Raw genomic sequence first — 17,779 nt, 5'->3', positions numbered from 1 at the left:
AAAGGTATGGCACTTCGCCTTCAATCGAGCGATGATCTGTCGAACAACCATCAGGGACGGACGCGCATGAAGCTCTCGCCATCAGAAGTTCAGCAGGAAATGGAAAAAGTCAGAACAAACAGTTACAACCAATTTATTAAACGTGTGCGCCTTCGTAATGTCAGGGGGTTCCATGATGAAACCGTCGAATTCAAAACGCCTGTAACAGCATTGGTAGGCACCAATGGTGGTGGGAAATCCACGATATTAGGCTCAGCGGCACTGGCATACAAAAACATCAAACCCGGGCAGTTTTTCCCAAAAGCGTTTGTCGGCGATGAAAGCATGTCGGACTGGAGTGTTGAAATTGAAATGGTCGACAAGAGTGTGTTTCGCGACCGGACCTTTTCTCGCACTGCGAAATTCACACAATCGAAATGGCGTCGGGACGATTTCCGTGAGCGCCATGTTGAGTATGTTGAAATTTTAAGGACAGTTCCCGCTGGAGAAATCTCGCGGTTTAAAAAGTTTCTTGCAGGGAACATGGATGACTTCAACACAACTCCTCTCAATGCCAACACTATTAAATACGCCACAGCCGTTCTAGACAAAAGCATAGAACATTACAAGATCGTACAAAAAAAAGATAATCCCGCGATTAAGATGTATGTAGGAGCTACCGATACCGTAGCAGGTTACTCTCAGTTCCACTTCGGTGCTGGGGAGGCGTCAGTAATTGAAACTATTGATCGAATTGAATTAGCCCCAGACAATGCTTTGATATTGATAGAAGAAGTAGAAAACGGCTTACACCCTGTCGCGGTGAGGCTTTTCGTGCAATATTTACAGAATGCGGCGAAACGCAAAAAACTCCAGATAGTATTTACTACGCACTCTCAAGATGCTGTTAACGAGCTGCCCGCCGACGCAGTGTGGGCGTCAATCAACAAGCGCACCTGGAATGGCAAGCTAAGTATAGAAAGCCTGCGCGCTATCACGGGCGAGATCATAAACACTCGTGTTATTTACGTCGAGGATAATTTTGTAAAAGAATGGGTAGAGAATGCGTTAGGTCGCTATGGAAAAGGGTTAGCCGAATCAACCAAAGTGTTCGCTGCGGGAGGTTACCCTAACTTAGTTAAGGTCAGTCAATTCCATAATGAAAATCCTCTTTTAGCGATTCCGTCGGTCGCGCTTGTAGATGGAGATATTTACGACGCAAATACTTATCCCGCGCTTCCCCAACATGCTCGATTTATTGGTGAGGGATATCCGGACGCTACTGTATTCCAGTACATCTATGATAACCGCGTGAGGCTTGCCTCAATAATTAGGCAACGGTGCTTTCTATCACAGTTCGATGAAGACAGAATATTAGGTGCGTTGCAGGGAGTAATGAACTCTGCTTGTGATCACCACTTGTATTTCACCGAGCTAAGTCAGCGCCTTGATTTTGTGTCAGCAGTTTACATTCGTGGAGGAATGATCGACATTTTCAACGAGGAAAACGCTGAGTTTTGGACGGACATCATGGAGTTCGTATCTGCCCAAATCGGCGCAAAAAAAGCTGCTTAACGTGAATGTCCAAAAATAAATGACAGCAATTTGACAGCTTCGTAGCTGGAAGCTCCGCCACACCAGAGTTGGATGCGGGTTCAAATCCCCCCGGCTCCACCAAATGATCAAACAAAGACGTCCACGGACGTCTTTTTTTGTGCCTGCGATCCAGTAAATACGCGGCCTCCAGCGCTTTTGCGGTCTTTTGAGAGTTTTTGAGTTCCAGCCGTTCGGGTATTCCAGACGGTATTCCAGTCCGTCCGGTGCTAATCTTTGGAATACCGAATCAGTGCCTGAGGACAATCTCATGCCTGCTCAAAACCTCCGCCTCTCCGATCGACAGCTCAAGGGAGTCAAACCGGCGTCCAAGGATTACGTCCTTACTGACGGTGACGGTTTGCAGCTCCGCGTACGCAGCAACGGCTCGTTGCTGTGGAATTTCAACTACCGCGAACCGGTGACCAAGAAGCGCATCAACATCGGCTTCGGGACCTACCCCGAACTGTCATTGGCAAACGCACGAAAGATGGCAGTCGATGCGCGTGAGCTGCTCGCTCAGGGCATCGATCCAAAGGTGCAGCGCAATACGTTGAATGAAGCCAAGCGCGCAGAAACGGAACACACCTTCGAGAATGTGGCCACCGCCTGGTTCGAGCTGAAAAAAGACTCGGTTACCCCGGCCTACGCCGAGGACATTTGGCGGTCGCTTACGCTGCACGTGTTCCCCGATTTGAAGACAACCCCACTGACGAAAATCACCGCGCCGATGGTGATCGCATTGCTTCGTCCAATCGAAGCGAAAGGCAGCCTGGAGACGGTCAAACGTCTTAGCCAGCGGCTAAACGAGATCATGACCTACGGCGTAAACTCCGGCCTGATCTTCGCCAATCCGCTCAGCGGCATCAGGGCAGTATTCAAGAAGCCCAAGAAAGAGAATATGGCTGCGCTTCCGCCCGAAGAACTCCCCGAGCTCATGCTGGAGATCGCGAACGCCAGTATCAAACGGACCACCCGCTGCCTGATCGAATGGCAGTTGCACACCATGACGCGCCCGGCAGAAGCAGCGACTACTCGCTGGGCAGACATCGCCTTTGAAAGGCGTGTCTGGACTATCCCTCCGGAGCGGATGAAGAAGCGCCGCCCACATAGCATCCCGTTGAGTGATCACGCTGTCGCACTGTTGGAGTCACTGAAGACTCACAGCGGCCACCGCGAATACGTCTTCCCGGCCGATAGAAATCCGCGCACCCACGCTAATAGCCAAACGGCCAACATGGCGTTGAAACGCATGGGCTTCCAGGACCGCTTGGTCAGCCACGGCATGCGCTCGATGGCCAGCACCATCTTGAATGAACATGGGTGGGACCCGGAGCTCATCGAAGTGGCACTGGCGCACGTCGACAAGGATGAGGTGCGCAGCGCCTACAACCGAGCCGACTACATCGAGCGCCGGCGCCCAATGATGGCTTGGTGGAGTGAGTACATCCAGAAAGCCGCCACCGGCAGCCTGCTCGCCTCAGCGTACGGCCAAGTCAGAGACAAGAACGTGGTGCCGATCCGCTAGCTCTGTACGGCGCAAGAACGGCAGCAGCAACAACTGAACGTTCAAGATTCGGGGCAAACAGCCTCGCTTATCCGCTTCTCAGCACGGGTCCTTCCAAACAGGGCTGCAAAGCCGCCCTGTTTGGAAGGACCTCACTTTGAAGAGCTAAAAGCGAACACGTTGTCCAGGATTTACCACGGAATTCCACCGGTGGATAACCGCTCTTAAAGTCCAAAGTGGCGCTGAATTTCGACCCTTGACCGGGTTTATCCACAGGCGTAGAACTGGCCGTGCAAGCGCTGTCGATGACAGCAACCTAGGTGACCCGAACCTTGAAGGTCACGCCGTTCTCGCGGTGGTTCTCCCCCCAAATGGCGATTCGCATCCGGCAGCTCGCCCGGTCACCTCCCCGGTGATGGATGCCTACTTCACATCTTGGCCCTCGTGCGCCAGACAACACCTCCTACTTCGCTGCCCTGCAACAACCTATCCGCTTGGCCGAATCTTGCGCCAACCTGCGCCCGTCTCTTTCTCCTGGAAAGAGACGGGCGCTTCTAACACTGCTGCAGCCCTGATCGCACAGGGCTTTGCGGCAACTCCACTCGTGACAATCGGCGTGACAAATGCCGAAGTCACCAGCAACAGCGCTGTAGATGATGGTGCCGCAGACCAAGGAATGGACTGCACCTGACTGACAGTCAGGCATGCCCCGGTCATCGCATCGCTGTGTTCACCCGACTCAGGATCTTCAGGTGCTGGTTTCGTCAGCCAGCACTGCCTCCACCCGCCCACCGGTAACGGTGTTAAGGAGGCCAGATCATGAGATGCCCTTGCTCCCGGTTGTAAGGAGCCGCCAGTCCCGCGTAGAGGACATTCCCCACAGGTCGCAGGGGCCTTGATCCCTGATAACACTCAGCATTCTTGGCGGGATGACGTGGGGCGAGGATCGGAGAACTGCAGATGAGGTGATCGACATGGCATTGGTGGGTAGACGCGAGGGCCGTAATTTCGGCTACGGCAGGCAATTGAGCTACGCAGGTCCGCAGGCGCTGAAAGATATGTTCGGCGGAGGCCACTACGGCACGGTCAAGGCACACTGTGATCGGTGGCGGGTATTCGTCAAATGGTGCCGCTCCGAACAAGGGCCCGGTATCAACGATGCGCGGCAGATTGATCGGAAGGTACTGGCGGACTATGCGGCGTATCTGCGCGTCGTGGTTAGGCGCGGCGATCTCGCCGTCAGCACCGCGCAAAACCGACTATCCAGCGTTAACAGGACCATGGCAGCGCTTCGCGGTGATCAGTATGTGAAATTGCCAAGTCCAAGTAAGGCGCTGGGTATGCAGCGCACCGGGGTTCGCCACTCGGTTCCCCAAGGCCAAGACCGAGAACAGATTAAGCAGATCGTCGATGCGCTTTGCCGCCACCATCAGCTACGAGCCGCTGCGATTGTTTTGTTGGCGCGAGCCACCGGCATGCGGTTGCGTGAGGCCATTTTGGCTGACCTGCCAAGGCTTAACCGTGAGGCCAACGACCTAGGCAGGATTAATATTCAGGACGGCACCAAGGGCGGCCGCGCGGGGGCTTCGGCGCCACGCTGGATCGCGGTGGACGACCATGTTCGAGGTGCACTTGAGTTTGCAAGGCAGGTGTCGCCTGCGGGTAGCCGCAACCTGATTGAGCCACACGAAAGCTATCTAAATCTTCTGCAACAAATCACCCGCCCTGCACGGGACATCCTGCATGCGCACAACCTCAAATGCTTCCATGAACTCCGAGCGGCGTATGCCTGCGATCGCTATGAGCAGATCACTCAGCACCGCGCGCCAATAAACGGCGGTCAATGTTGCCAAGTCGATAGAAGACTTGATCGGGAGGCCCGGAGGCAAATCAGCTATGAGCTTGGGCACGGTCGGATCGATGTGGTCGCTGCTTACATTGGAGGGAGGCAATGAGTCAGCCATTCGACATGGATCTGTTCTTAGATGGGGTGCTGAGGGGTTCGTACTCAACCCGGCAGCGCCACTTACGGCAAGCAAAGCTCATCCAAGCTGAGTTATCTAAACGCTGGCAGTTGGAAACACCTTGGGCTTGGAAGAGAAAGCACGTTGCGTGGTTTCTCGATCATCGCCTAGCCGAGCGCAGTCAGGCAACGCGGTACTACTACTTGCTGACAGTGCAACTGCTCACTCGTCGATTAGAAAAATCTTGGGTATTTCACAGTTAGTCAGCGATGCACAGTGAGTTGGGCGAATCCTTAGAGCTCAGAATAGTTGATCCTCGAACCGCTTTTCTATGCTCTCCAACACCTAGTCACGAACATCCTCGCTACAATTGCCTACCAGGCTGGCTTCCATCCGCTGGCATCTCCACCGCCCAAAGCTCCTCTGCATTGGTTAAGATGCGCTCCTTAGCTAGCACATGGGTGCGGTACAGCCACCCTAGCAGCGCTGCCATTCAGCGCTTTGATTTGGAGTATCTGCAGTTGAACCACGCGGTCCACAACAAACTGGTTTCATTTATCTGGTCGATCGCCGACGACTGCCTGCGCGACGTGTATGTACGCGGAAAATACCGTGACGTCATCCTGCCCATGGTAGTGCTGCGCCGGCTCGATGCCCTGCTAGAGACCAGCAAGGCCAAGGTGATGGAAGAGCTGGCCTTTCAGCAACGTGAAATGAGCCAGACCGAACTGGACGACAGCGCCCTGCGTGCCGCTTCTGGCTATGTGTTCTACAACACCAGCAAGTGGACGCTAAGCCAGCTGCAGAAGACCGCCACCAACAACCAGCAGATCCTCCTGAGCAACGTTGAGGAATACCTCGACGGCTTTAGCGACAACGTCAAAGACATCATCCGGCGCTTCAACCTCAAGTCTCAGATGCGTCACATGGCCAGCAAAGACGTGCTGCTTGATGTACTGGAAAAATTCACCTCGCCTACCATCAACCTCACCCCGCAAGACAGCGAAGATCCACAAGGCAACCGCCTGCCCGCCCTGAGCAATCTGGGTATGGGCTATGTGTTCGAAGAGCTGATCCGCAAGTTCAACGAAGAGAATAACGAGGAAGCCGGCGAGCACTTCACACCGCGCGAAGTGATCGAGCTGATGACCCACCTGGTTTTCGACCCAATCAAGGATCGCCTGCCCACAGTGATGACCATCTACGACCCGGCCTGCGGCAGCGGCGGCATGCTAACCGAGTCGCAGAATTTTATTGAAGAAAAATACCCGGACTCGACTATCAAGCGCGACATCCACCTCTATGGCAAGGAGATCAACGACGAGACCTATGCCATTTGCAAGTCGGACATGATGATCAAGGGCAACAACCCTGCCCACATCCGCCCCGGCTCCACCCTCTCGGTGGACGAATTCGCCGGCAGCCACTTCGACTTCATGCTGTCCAACCCGCCCTACGGTAAAAGTTGGGCCAGCGAGCAGAAGTTCATCAAAGACGGCGGCGACGTGATCGACCCGCGCTTCAAGGTCAGCCTCGCGGACTATTGGGGAAACGCCGAGTTGCAGGACGCCACCCCGCGCTCCAGCGACGGCCAGTTGCTGTTTCTGATGGAAATGGTCAACAAAATGAAAGCACCCGGCGACAGCGGCCTCGGCTCGCGCATCGCCTCGGTGCATAACGGCTCCAGCCTTTTTACCGGCGACGCCGGCGGTGGCGAGAGCAATATCCGCCGCCACCTGATCGAAAACGACCTGCTCGATGCCATCATCCAGTTGCCCAACAACCTGTTCTACAACACCGGCATCACCACCTATATCTGGCTGCTCTCCAGCAACAAGCCGGCGCAGCGCCGAGGCAAGGTGCAACTGATCGACGCCAGCCTGCTGTACCGCAAACTGCGCAAAAACCTCGGCAACAAAAACTGTGAATTTGCCCCCGAGCATATCGAGTGGATCACCCAAACCTACCTCGACCTGGCCAGCTTCGACCGCTCGGCCGGTGGCGACGGCATTGCCGCGCAGGTGTTTGATAACCGCGACTTCGGCTACCACAAGGTCAGCATCGAACGGCCAGACCGGCGCAAGGCGCAGTTCAGCGCCGAGCGCATCGAAACCCTGCGTTTCGACAAGGCCCTGCGCGAACCCATGCAGTGGATTTACCAAGAGTGGGGCGAGGCGGTGTACCAGGACGCCACCTTGGCCACCCATGAAAAAGCCATCCTCGCCTTGTGTGAAGAACAAGGCCTGGAGCTCAACGCCAAACAACGCAAAAAGCTGCTGAGCCTGGAAACCTGGGCCAAGCAGTCCCTGCTGGTCACGGTGGCCAACTACCTGATGCAAGCCATCGGCAGCGAGGAATATGACAACTTCAACCTGTTCGCCAAACTGGTGGACAAGGCGCTTAAACAACTGAGCAAAGAGGCCGGCATTAAGCTCGGTGCCAGCGATCGCAATCAGGTGCTCAATGCAGTGAGCTGGTACGACGACAACGCCGCCAAGGTCATCCGCAAGGTGGAGAAATTCGACCGTGCCGAGTTGGCCACCCTGCTGAAGCGGCTGGGTTGCCGCGAGGCCGACCTGGCCGATTTCGGCTACTACCCGAGCGACAAGGCCGGCGAATTTATCACCTACGAATCCAACAGCGACTTGCGCGACAGTGAAAGCATCCCACTGGCCGACACCATCCACCGCTTCTTCAAGGCCGAAGTGCAACCCCATTTGGAAGAAGCCTGGATCAATTTGGAGTCGGTAAAGATAGGCTACGAGATCAGCTTCAACAAATATTTTTACAAACATCAGCCGCTGCGCAGCATGGATGAGGTTGCGCGGGAGATTGTCGCGTTGGAGCAGCAGGCGGAGGGGTTGATTGCGGAGATTCTGGGGTTGGATGTGAAGGATGTGTCGGGAGTGGCAAATGGTTGAGATCCCCCTAATTTTTAGCGAGTACCATTCGGTAGGGCCCACTGAGGTCAATTATCTACCGAGCCTGCCAACCCATTGGAATGTAGAAAAAGGTAAGTGGCTATTCAAGAAGGAGAACAGGCCCGTCCAGCAAAAAGACGAAGTTGTAACTTGCTTTCGTGATGGGGAAGTGACCCTACGGCGCAACAGAAGAACGGAAGGGTTTACCAACGCTCTGCTAGAACATGGTTATCAGGGAATTAGAAAAAATGACCTGGTTATTCATGCCATGGATGCGTTCGCTGGTGCCATCGGCGTTTCTGACTCTGACGGTAAGTCATCGCCGGTCTATGCCGCGTGCACCCCGATAAACCCCAAGCGAGTGAATCCTTACTTTTATGCATACTTCATGCGGGACTTGGCACTATCCGGCTATCTGACCTCTCTTGCTAAAGGTATTCGAGAGCGCTCGACCGATTTCAGATTTAAAGATTTTTCTGAATTGTTATTGCCCGTTCCTCCGTTCGAAGAGCAGTCTCTGATTGCTTCATTTCTCGATAAGAAACTGACGCAAATCGATAGGGCAATTCGGGTCAAAGAACGCCAGATCGATCGTCTTAAAGAGCGCAAACAGATACTGATCCAGCAGGTCGTAACCCGCGGCCTTGATTCGCACGCCCCCATGCAGGATAGCGGCCTCGAATGGATTGGCGAAATTCCGGCGCACTGGAGCATGATGGCCAACCGTGCATTATTCCGCGAGCGGGTGGAGCCCGGGCGAGAGGATTTACCTTTGTTGTCGGTTTCCATCCATTCTGGCGTATCCGAAGAAGAAATCTCCGAAGAAGAGAACATTCGCGGTCGTGTAAAGATTGAAGATAAATCCAAATACATCTGCGTGCGCCCAGGCGATATTGCCTTCAATATGATGCGTGCCTGGCAAGGGGCCATTGGTGCGGTGCGAGTAGAGGGCATGGTCAGCCCGGCTTACACTATTGCGATACCCCGTCCCAGCCTAGATGCTCGATACTTTGAGTATCAGTACCGTACCCCCGGGTTTATCCAACAGATGGATCGCTATTCCAAGGGCATTACGGACTTCCGCAAACGGCTCTACTGGGATGGCTTCAAACAACTGATAACCCTTGTCCCTCCGATTGATGAACAACAATCCATCATTGAGTATATCGAGCAGGCCATGCAAAAGCAGAACGCTGCCGTAGCACTGCTAGAGCAACAAATCAGCAAACTCAAAGAATACAAGGCCATCCTGATCAATACCGCCATTACCGGCAAGATCAAGGTGCCTGGTGTGGTGGAGCCGGTTATACCGGATATAGAGGTGGCCTGATGGATGCCCAGCGGCAACCGCAGCGCCTGTTGGTAGGCAGTGATGAGAGCGAGTTGGTGGAGCTCAAGGAGGCTAAGTACGGCTATGACATCACTAAGCTCCGTAAATACTTCTCTGCCCTGAGTAACGAGGCCAACCAGAGGGACGTGAATATTGCCTGGCTGGTTTCCGACGTTAATGATCGCCAACAGGTTGTGGTTACGCGCTTTCACGAGCAGTGGTAAGTGAGGTGGGCAGGGGCGAATGTCAGTCCCGTTGGCCGGATAATTTTAGACATTTGCACCACGCGCCAGGCTCGCCTGGCAGAGATAAGAAAGAACAGGCACAAGGAAGCCGGCATGGTAAGCAAGACCAACGAACAGGCGCTCGAAGCTAGCATCGAGAAATACTTGACCGGCACCTGTCTAGAAGAGCAGGCGGTGGTCCGTGACAGCGCGGCGCCCGTGCTGGCGGGCTTCAACCATGGGTATCAACTGGGCCGCGCTCAGGATTTCGATGCCCGCTATGCCGTGGATCGCTGTTGCTTGTGGCAATTTCTTGAGGCCAGCCAGGGCGATGATTTGGAACGCCTCAAGCAGCGCTACGATGATTGGGATTTGCGCATCCTCGAACGCTTCGACCGGCTCGCGAAGAAGTACGGTGCGCTGCACCTTCTCAAGCGCGGCCTGGCTATCGACGATATGCACTTCAACCTGATGTACCCCGCGCCGCTTGCCAGCAGTTCGGAGCGAGTCAAACAGCAGTTTGCGGCGAATATCTTTAGCAGCACCCGCCAGGTGCGTTACTCCCTGAGTAATCCACTGGAAGAGATCGACCTGGTACTGTTCATCAATGGCTTGCCCTTCGCCACGCTGGAGCTAAAGAACCCCTGGACGGGCCAGAATGCCCGTTATCACGGGCAAAAGCAGTATAAGCAGGACCGCGACACGGGCCAGCCGCTGCTGCAATTCGGCCGCTGCCTAGTGCACATGACGGTAGACACCGACGAGGTCTACATGACCACCAAGTTGGCCGGTGTCACGACCTTCTTCCTGCCATTCAACAAGGGCCATAACCACGGGGCTGGCAATCCGCCAAACCCCGCCGGGCACAAGAGTTCCTACCTGTGGCAGGAGATTTTCAGCCGCGAAAGTGTGGCCAACATCATCCAGCACTTTGTGCGCCTGGACGGCAGCAGCAAGATGCCACTGGCCAAGCGTACGCTGTTCTTCCCGCGCTACCACCAACTGGATGTGGTGCGCCGCCTAGTGACGCATGCCAGCCAGCATGGTGTGGGTCAGCGCTACCTGATCCAGCACTCGGCCGGCTCGGGCAAATCGAACTCCATCACCTGGGCGGCCTATCAGTTGATAGAAACCTATCCGGCTTCGCTGGAGATTTTCGGCGCGCGCGCTCTAGATGTACCGCTGTTCGACTCGGTGATTGTGGTGACCGACCGCCGCCTGCTGGACAAGCAATTGCGCGAGAACCTACGCGAGTTCTCTGAGGTGAAAAACATCATCGCTCCGGCGCTGAAGTCCTCTGACCTCCAGCGGGCGCTGGAGCAGGGAAAAAAAATCATCATTACCACCATCCAGAAATTCCCCGTGATCGTGGATGGCATCGACGATATGGCCGGCAAACGCTTTGCCGTGATCATCGACGAGGCACACAGCTCGCAGGACGGTAGCAGTCATGGCACGATGAACAAGGTGATGGGCGGCGACGAGCAAGAAGACATTCAGGAGAAGATCCTCAGCGCCATCAAGAACAGCAAGATGCGCGGCAATGCCTCGTACTTTGCCTTCACCGCCACGCCGAAGAACAGCACGCTAGAGAAGTTCGGCGAGCAGCAGGCCGATGGCCGCTTCGCGCCCTTCCACCTGTACTCGATGAAGCAGGCCATTGAAGAGGGCTTTATCCTCGATGTGCTGGCCAACTACACCACGTACCGCAGCTACTACGAAATTCAGAAGTCCATCGAGGACAATCCGCTGTTTGACACGCTGAAAGCACAGAAGAAGCTACGCGCCTATGTCGAACGCGACCAGCAGACCATCGACGTTAAGGCCGAGGTGATGCTAGAGCATTTTATTGAGCAGGTGGTCACGCCGAAAAAGCTTAAGGGCCAGGCTAAGGGCATGGTCATAACCCAAAACATCGAAGCCGCCATCCGTTATCACAAGGCCATCAGCCGCTTGCTGGCAGCGCGCGGCAACCCGTTCAAGGCGCTAATTGCCTTCTCCGGCGAAAAATTGGTTGATGGTATCGAGTACACCGAAGCCGGCATCAACGGATTCCCCGAAGCGGATACGCGAGACAAATTCGACACCGACGAATACCGATTGCTGGTGGTGGCCAACAAGTATCTGACAGGCTTCGATCAGCCTAAGCTGTGTGCCATGTACGTGGACAAGAAGCTGCAGTACGTACTCGCAGTGCAAGCGCTGTCGCGCCTTAATCGTGCCGCGCCGAAGTGGGGCAAGAAGACCGAAGACCTGTTCGTTCTGGATTTCTTCAACCAGGTGGAGGACATCAAAGCCTCCTTCGACCCGTTCTACACGGCTACCAGTCTGTCCGGAGCAACGGATATCAATGTGTTGCACGAACTCAAGGACCAGCTGGACGAGGTCGGCGTCTACGAGTGGCCGGAAGTAGAGGCATTTGCCGCGCAGTATTTCGACAACGTCGATGCTGAAAAGCTGGCCGTGCTGATAGATATCGCCGCTGAACGTTTCGACGTAGAACTAGAGCTAGAGGATGAGGACAAGGTCGATTTCAAGATCAAGGCCAAGCAGTTCGTGAAGATCTACGGCCAGATGGCCTCGATCATGCCGTATGAGATTGTGGCCTGGGAAAAGCTGTTCTGGTTCCTCAAGTTCCTGATCCCGAAACTCAAAGTGCAGGACAAAGACGCCGACGAAATCGATGCTCTGCTTAACTCGGTTGACCTCGCGTCCTATGGGCTGGAACGGGTCAAGTTGAACCACAGCATTGCGCTGGATGACACGGAAACCGAGCTGGATCCAGCCAACCCAAATCCGCGTGGGGTACATGGTGTTGAGCAGGAAAAAGACCTGCTTGACCAAATCATCCAGAGCTTTAATGAGCGTTGGTTCCAAGGCTGGGGCGTGACCACGGAAGAAAAGCGCGTGAAGTTCCTGAGTATTCTAAAGGGCATTCAGGAACATCCGGACTTTGAGCCAAAGTACCAAAAGAGCCAGGACGAAGACCATCGTGCACTGGCGTTCGAAAAGATTTTTGAAGAAGTAATGCTGATACGCCGCCGCCAGGACCTAGAGCTTTACCGGCTGGTAGCCAGTGATGAAGCGCTCAAGTCTTCATTGCAGCAGAGCATGAGGGGCATGCTGGGCTGAGATATGTGCAAGCTCGGTGTGTCTAAGTATTTCCGGTCCATACGACTAACGCCGTCACGCCCATTCGCTTGGAGCTTTAACCCCGAAGCTCTGGCGGGGGCGCAACTCAAAAATGACGGTCCATCGAAAACCAGACCAAGCAGCATTCCAGCTGGTATTCCAAGGAGTTTATCGGATCAATTATTAGCCAATAAAAACAGCAAGCTACAGAACCCTTTCAAATTACCCCGGCTCTAAAGACCTCCACGGACGTCTTTTTTCGTGCTTGAAATCCAGTAAATACGCGGCCTCCAGCGCCATAGCACTTCACGCAGATCGTGCATTCACCAACTATCCGCCTCAGGTGACGAGTCACTGAGCTCCGTCAGGACGTTTGAGCCGGGCCTGGTTTGCACAGGCCAGGAACGTCTCGATGACCTGGCTGCGGCGTTCGGCGAGGCAGTAAAGGTACGTCTCTGTATGCACCGGATCCCCTTCGATACGAATGGCTTTGAGGTTTGCACCTGGGATGTACTCGGCCTCGGACACAACACCCAGGCCGATGCCCCTGGCGACTGCTTCCCGTAGTGCCTCTCGACTACCGATCTCCATGACCATACGCGGCGTCACGTCCCGCTCGGCCAGCGCCCGCTCAAATGCCAGGCGTGTCGTCGAGCCTTGCTCGCGGCGTAACATCGGCTGCCCCTGTAGTTCTTCCAGGCGTACGACATCGCGCTGTGCCAGCGGATGCTGGTGATGAGCAAACACGATTACCCGGTGCCGGGCATAGAGCGTGGAGTGGAACGACGGATCTTCATGCAGGCCTGCGAGGACTCCGATGTCTGTCACGTAGTTTTCCAAGTCCGCCAACACCGAGGCCGAGTTGCCCACCCGGATCGACAGCTCTACCTGGGGGAACTCGCGACGATAAGCATCGACCATTTCGATGACGTGAAACGGGCCAACCGCCCCCAGTCGCAACTGTCCCCTGACCATTGTCCCGGAGTCACGCAATAAGCCATGCGCTTCGGCTTCAAGGGCCATCAACTGCTGGGCGATAGGCAGCAGTTGGCGGCCAACCGTCGACAGCTCGGCGCGGCGCCCACGGCGGTGGAACAACTCCAGGTTATGCAAGCGCTCCAACGCCTGTATCTGCGTGGTCACCGTCGGTTGGCTAAGCCCAAGTGATCGTGCCCCCGCGCTGAAGCTTCCCTGACGGGCCACAGCCAGAAACGCGCGCAGCTTACTGTTCGACATCCATAGACTCCCTCAATACTTTTTCGTGTAAACCAATATTGAATCGATGGCATGACGGTCACATTACAAAAATAAGGTAAGCGGCATACCCAACCACGACTCGGATATGCCATGAAAACTCTTCGTAAGCTGTTTTGCGCTGCCAGTGTGTCCCTACCGCTGCTGATCAGCAGTGAAGTATCTGCCGAGACGGCGCTGAGGATCGGCCTGATTCCATCCGAAGATTCTCAATCGATGATCGAGAGCAGCCAACAGGTGCTCGACCAGTTGCAGGCGAAGTTGGGCATGCCCGTCAAGCCGTTCGTGGCCACCGACTACAACGGTGTGATCGAGGCGTTGCGCTCCAAGAAGCTGGATGTTGCTTACCTTGGGCCATTTTCCTACGTGCTTGCCAGCCAGGTGGCCGACGTGGAAGCGTTCGCCGTGGCAGTCACTAAAAAAACCGGCAAAAGTGCCTATCGCAGCCTGATCGTGGCCCGCTCCGACAGCGGCCTGAAGTCGCTGGCCGACCTGAAGGGTCATACGTTCGCTTTCGTCGATCCAAGTTCGACGTCCGGTCACCTCTTTCCCAAAGCCGGTATCGAGAAGGCTGGTTATCAGCCGGACAAGCTGTTTTCCCGCGTGATTTTTTCTGGCTCGCACGATGCGAGCATCCTGGCCGTGGCCAACGGCAAGGTGGACGCTGCCGCTGTGGCTGACCGCATTCTGGCTACCGCGACGACGCAGGGCGAAGTCAAACCGGACGAGTTACGCGTCGTCTGGAGCTCATCGGATATTCCCGAATCCCCGATGGTTTGGCGCAAGGATCTGGACCCGGCGCTGAAGCAGAAGCTGGCGGCAGCACTGGCCGAGGTCAAGGACATCCCCTGGGGCGATCAGGGCATGCTCAACGGTTTTCAACCCACCCGCGACGGCGCGTACGACGTGGTCCGAGAGACCGCCAAGGTACTCGATCTCGACCTGAGCAAAATGAAATGATCAGGGTTCATCAACTCACCAAGCACTACGGGGACAACCCCGTGCTCAGAGGCATCGACCTGCAGATCGGAGCCGGTGAGTTCGTCGTCGTGCTTGGGCAATCAGGTGCTGGAAAATCCACGCTGCTGCGTTGCATGAATCGGCTGGCCCAGGCAGATGGTGGCGAGCTTCACATCGCTGGGGTCGACGCGATGCAGTCACGTGACGAGCGCGCCCTGCGTCGTCAGGTGGCGATGATCTTCCAGCATCACAACGTGGTACCGCGCCTCTCGGTGTTGAAGAACGTACTCACTGGACGCCTGGGATCGCTGTCGACACTGGCCTCGGTACTCCAGCTGTTCAGTCGAGCCGACGTGGAATTAGCGCAACAATGCCTGCGCCGAGTAGAGCTGCTGCACAAAGCTGACGCGCGCACCGACTCGCTGTCGGGTGGGCAAATGCAAAGGGTCGGGATCGCACGCGCACTCGCCCAGCAACCCAAGGTAATTCTCGCTGACGAGCCCGTTGCCAGTCTTGATCCAAAGACGGCGCGGCTGGTCATGCAGTACCTGCGTGATGCCAGTCGCGAGCTCGGCATTACCGTGGTGTGCAACCTGCACCAAGTTGATTTCGCAAGAGAGTTTGGCGACCGAATCATCGGCCTTGCCCATGGTCGCCTCGTTTATGACGGTGACGCGAGCGGTCTCGATCAACCCACGCTAAATCGTATCTATCCAGCGACAGGCGCGGATGACAATGCGACGGACATTGAATGCTCCTCGCCGCTGCGTTACAGCAATAGCTTGGGAGGTTGACATGCGCACTGAAAATTACCGCTGGATGGTTAAAACGCCGGACAGCCTTCGCGGCTGGGCTTCAACAGCCTCGCTGGTACTGATATTGATGGTCGCTTTGCACTGGAGTGCCAATGGCGCTCAGCTCAGTTGGGGGGAGTTGGCGGCCGGCCTTCCGCAAATCGGCGACTTCCTGTCTCGGTCAGTGCCACCCAACCTGGATATCTTGCCCAAGTTGATAGCGCCGGCTCTGGAGACCTTGCAGATCGCAATATGGGGCACGCTCCTGGGTATCCTCTTCGCCGTGCCGCTGGCCTTTCTCGCTGCACGTAATCTGCAAAGCAACCGCTGGCTGTATCAAGGAACCCGACAAGCGCTCAACGTCATTCGCAGTATCAACGAGCTGATCCTCGCGCTGGTCTTTGTCTCCGCTGTGGGCTTGGGACCCTTTCCCGGCGTACTGGCGCTTGCCGTCCATGGCATTGGCATGCTCGGCAAGTTTTTCGCCGAGAGCATCGAAGAGATTGATCAGGGCCCTCTGGAAGCACTTCGAGCCACGGGCGCGCGACCGCTGCAGGTGATTGTGTTCGGGGTCATACCGCAAGTCATCACAGCCTGGATCGCCGTGATCCTCTATCGCTTCGAGGTCAACCTGCGCTCGGCGACCGTGCTGGGCATGGTCGGTGCTGGTGGTCTCGGATTCGAGCTGGTGAGCAGCATCAAGCTGTTCAAATACCAGGAGACTGCCACCTGCATCATTGTGATCACGGTGATGGTAATCGCCGCCGACATGGTTTCGAACCGCTTGCGAGCCTCGATTCAGCAGGGCGGCAGACACTAGCCCATCACGCTCGTCGCCGCGTTTCAGCGGGCGATCACGCCCTTTTACCCGACCTGATCCAGCGGAGTATCCCAGGTGATCACGCACACCCATTCAACGCCTGGCAGTATCGGCCTGGCCGATGCAGAACTCGTATCAATCGATTTGAGCTCATGTAATGCGCCAGCGAACATGGCCGCACCTTCCAATAACAAGGGGAACGTCATGCCTGCCCACTTCCATAATCCGGTCGCCACTTACTTTGGCGGCGGTAGCTTGAGCCAGATCACTGCACTCACCGAGGGCCAGACGGTCGCCTTGGTGACTTTCCCGGAAGCCCGTGGCCTGGGCGTGATCGATAAGATCCAGGCGCTGCTGGGTGAGCGTCTTATTCATATCGTGGAAGATGTGCAGCCCAACCCGGATGTCTCGCAGTTGAGCGCCACTTACGAGCGCTTCTGGGCACAGGCCGGAGGTTGTGAAACCGTGTTGGCGGTGGGAGGGGGCAGTGCGATCGATACCGCCAAGGCTCTGATCGTCGGTACGGCATCAGGGCGTTTCGATGAACTGCTGACTTTGCTGGGCAGTGGCAAGCCCTTTACGCCGGCGCGCTGCAAGGCGCTCATTGCAGCACCTACAACAGCCGGTACTGGCAGCGAAGTGACGCCATGGGCAACGATCTGGGATTCAGGCCAGCAAAAGAAGTACTCGCTGCATCTGGAATGTACCTGGCCCAAAGCGGCAATCATTGACCCGGACCTGATGCTCACTGTGCCGGCAGGTGTGACGGTATCCACCGGCCTTGATGCCCTGTCACATGCGCTGGAGTCGATCTGGAACGTCAACGCCAACCCGATCTCCGACACTTTTGCGACCTCTGCCATCGAAGACATCCTGGACTGCCTGCCTCGCTTGCGCCAAGACCTGTCCAGCCGCGAGCTTCGTTCGCGAATGGCGTTGGCAGCCCTGAAAGCGGGCCTGGCATTTTCCAACACCAAGACCGCACTGGCCCATTCCATTTCCTACGAGATGACGCTGCGTCATGGCTTGCCGCACGGCATCGCCTGCTCCTTTACGCTGCCACACGTACTGGGGCTGGCGTGGGGCCGCGACGCCGCTCGGGACCAGACGCTACAGCGTGTCTTTGGAACTGACCTGGCCGAGGCCCAGGAGCGCTTGCGCAGCTTTCTCCATCACCTGGACGTGAAGACCGAGTTCACCGACTACGGGGTGACGGAGGTCGAGGCGCAGGAGATGATCCTTTCTGCCATGCAGGGCGCCCGCGGCAAGAATTTCATCGGCTCGCGGGCTGCCTGATACGT

13 protein-coding genes are annotated in these 17,779 nt (G+C 56.0%); 12 read left to right on the top strand and 1 reads right to left on the bottom strand.

Going from position 1 to position 17,779, the window contains the following annotated elements:
- The first annotated feature begins 6 nt into the window (after positions 1 to 6).
- From J3P76_RS03570 to J3P76_RS03535, 8 genes are all read left to right on the top strand, one after another.
- The gene (locus tag J3P76_RS03570) at positions 7 to 1,554 is read left to right on the top strand and encodes an ATP-dependent nuclease (RefSeq protein WP_434701506.1); all 1,548 of its coding nucleotides are present in this window, start codon (positions 7 to 9) and stop codon (positions 1,552 to 1,554) included.
- Positions 1,555 to 1,843: 289 nt separating this feature from the next.
- Positions 1,844 to 3,100 (top strand): integrase domain-containing protein, encoded by a 1,257-nt coding sequence (locus J3P76_RS03565; protein WP_434701504.1) that lies wholly within the window; start codon positions 1,844 to 1,846, stop codon positions 3,098 to 3,100.
- 953 nt (positions 3,101 to 4,053) lie between these two features.
- Positions 4,054 to 5,034 (top strand): integrase domain-containing protein, encoded by a 981-nt coding sequence (locus tag J3P76_RS03560; RefSeq protein WP_434701503.1) that lies wholly within the window; start codon positions 4,054 to 4,056, stop codon positions 5,032 to 5,034.
- Complete coding sequence (locus J3P76_RS03555; protein WP_434701502.1) at positions 5,031 to 5,306, top strand: hypothetical protein; 276 nt, start codon at positions 5,031 to 5,033, stop codon at positions 5,304 to 5,306. Before J3P76_RS03560 ends, J3P76_RS03555 begins: the two co-directional genes overlap by 4 nt.
- A 258-nt stretch (positions 5,307 to 5,564) precedes the next feature.
- Complete coding sequence (locus J3P76_RS03550) at positions 5,565 to 7,964, top strand: type I restriction-modification system subunit M (RefSeq protein WP_434701501.1); 2,400 nt, start codon at positions 5,565 to 5,567, stop codon at positions 7,962 to 7,964.
- Positions 7,957 to 9,294 carry a restriction endonuclease subunit S gene (locus J3P76_RS03545; protein ID WP_434701500.1) on the top strand — a complete coding sequence of 446 codons (1,338 nt, stop codon included), beginning with the start codon at positions 7,957 to 7,959 and terminating at the stop codon, positions 9,292 to 9,294. Before J3P76_RS03550 ends, J3P76_RS03545 begins: the two co-directional genes overlap by 8 nt.
- Entirely contained in the window at positions 9,294 to 9,518 is a 225-nt protein-coding gene (locus tag J3P76_RS03540) for a hypothetical protein (protein WP_434701499.1), read from the top strand. The genes J3P76_RS03545 and J3P76_RS03540 overlap by 1 nt, the downstream gene beginning before the upstream one ends.
- Positions 9,519 to 9,632: 114 nt before the next feature.
- A complete protein-coding gene (locus J3P76_RS03535) occupies positions 9,633 to 12,650 on the top strand; it encodes a type I restriction endonuclease subunit R (protein WP_434701498.1) in 3,018 nt (1,005 codons plus the stop codon).
- Between the two features lie 351 nt (positions 12,651 to 13,001).
- Here the strand turns inward: J3P76_RS03535 and J3P76_RS03530 are convergent, their stop codons facing one another.
- On the bottom strand, positions 13,002 to 13,886 hold the full coding sequence (locus tag J3P76_RS03530; protein ID WP_420765618.1) for a LysR substrate-binding domain-containing protein: 885 nt from the start codon (positions 13,884 to 13,886) through the stop codon (positions 13,002 to 13,004).
- Between the two features lie 111 nt (positions 13,887 to 13,997).
- Here J3P76_RS03530 and phnD point away from each other — a divergent pair, with 111 nt between their 5' ends.
- The 4 genes from phnD to psrA all read left to right on the top strand — a co-directional run bounded on the left by phnD (position 13,998) and on the right by psrA (position 17,774).
- Complete coding sequence (phnD, locus tag J3P76_RS03525; RefSeq protein WP_434701496.1) at positions 13,998 to 14,864, top strand: phosphonate ABC transporter substrate-binding protein; 867 nt, start codon at positions 13,998 to 14,000, stop codon at positions 14,862 to 14,864.
- Positions 14,861 to 15,658 (top strand): phosphonate ABC transporter ATP-binding protein, encoded by a 798-nt coding sequence (gene phnC / locus J3P76_RS03520; protein WP_434560775.1) that lies wholly within the window; start codon positions 14,861 to 14,863, stop codon positions 15,656 to 15,658. Before phnD ends, phnC begins: the two co-directional genes overlap by 4 nt.
- Before the next feature lies 1 nt (position 15,659).
- Entirely contained in the window at positions 15,660 to 16,478 is an 819-nt protein-coding gene (gene phnE, locus J3P76_RS03515; RefSeq protein ID WP_434702018.1) for a phosphonate ABC transporter, permease protein PhnE, read from the top strand.
- A 204-nt stretch (positions 16,479 to 16,682) separates the two neighbouring features.
- On the top strand, positions 16,683 to 17,774 hold the full coding sequence (gene psrA / locus J3P76_RS03510; RefSeq protein ID WP_420765621.1) for an iron-containing alcohol dehydrogenase PsrA: 1,092 nt from the start codon (positions 16,683 to 16,685) through the stop codon (positions 17,772 to 17,774).
- Positions 17,775 to 17,779 lie beyond the last annotated feature (5 nt).

Source organism: Pseudomonas sp. D1-36 (assembly GCF_051132205.1).
GTDB lineage: Bacteria > Pseudomonadota > Gammaproteobacteria > Pseudomonadales > Pseudomonadaceae > Aquipseudomonas.
Note: the sequence above shows the minus strand (reverse complement) of the source record. Positions and strands in the feature narration are given on the sequence as shown.

What these genes read in the sequence shown, in the direction of transcription:
- J3P76_RS03565 (WP_434701504.1), top strand. Translation starts at nt 1,844, where the DNA reads ATGCCTGCTCAAAACCTCCGCCTCTCCGATCGACAGCTCAAGGGAGTC.
- phnE (WP_434702018.1), top strand. Translation starts at nt 15,660, where the DNA reads ATGCGCACTGAAAATTACCGCTGGATGGTTAAAACGCCGGACAGCCTT.
- J3P76_RS03545 (WP_434701500.1), top strand. Translation starts at nt 7,957, where the DNA reads ATGGTTGAGATCCCCCTAATTTTTAGCGAGTACCATTCGGTAGGGCCC.
- J3P76_RS03540 (WP_434701499.1), top strand. Translation starts at nt 9,294, where the DNA reads ATGGATGCCCAGCGGCAACCGCAGCGCCTGTTGGTAGGCAGTGATGAG.
- J3P76_RS03555 (WP_434701502.1), top strand. Translation starts at nt 5,031, where the DNA reads ATGAGTCAGCCATTCGACATGGATCTGTTCTTAGATGGGGTGCTGAGG.
- psrA (WP_420765621.1), top strand. Translation starts at nt 16,683, where the DNA reads ATGCCTGCCCACTTCCATAATCCGGTCGCCACTTACTTTGGCGGCGGT.
- J3P76_RS03530 (WP_420765618.1), bottom strand. Translation starts at nt 13,886, where the DNA reads ATGTCGAACAGTAAGCTGCGCGCGTTTCTGGCTGTGGCCCGTCAGGGA.
- J3P76_RS03570 (WP_434701506.1), top strand. Translation starts at nt 7, where the DNA reads ATGGCACTTCGCCTTCAATCGAGCGATGATCTGTCGAACAACCATCAG.
- J3P76_RS03560 (WP_434701503.1), top strand. Translation starts at nt 4,054, where the DNA reads ATGGCATTGGTGGGTAGACGCGAGGGCCGTAATTTCGGCTACGGCAGG.
- J3P76_RS03535 (WP_434701498.1), top strand. Translation starts at nt 9,633, where the DNA reads ATGGTAAGCAAGACCAACGAACAGGCGCTCGAAGCTAGCATCGAGAAA.
- phnD (WP_434701496.1), top strand. Translation starts at nt 13,998, where the DNA reads ATGAAAACTCTTCGTAAGCTGTTTTGCGCTGCCAGTGTGTCCCTACCG.
- phnC (WP_434560775.1), top strand. Translation starts at nt 14,861, where the DNA reads ATGATCAGGGTTCATCAACTCACCAAGCACTACGGGGACAACCCCGTG.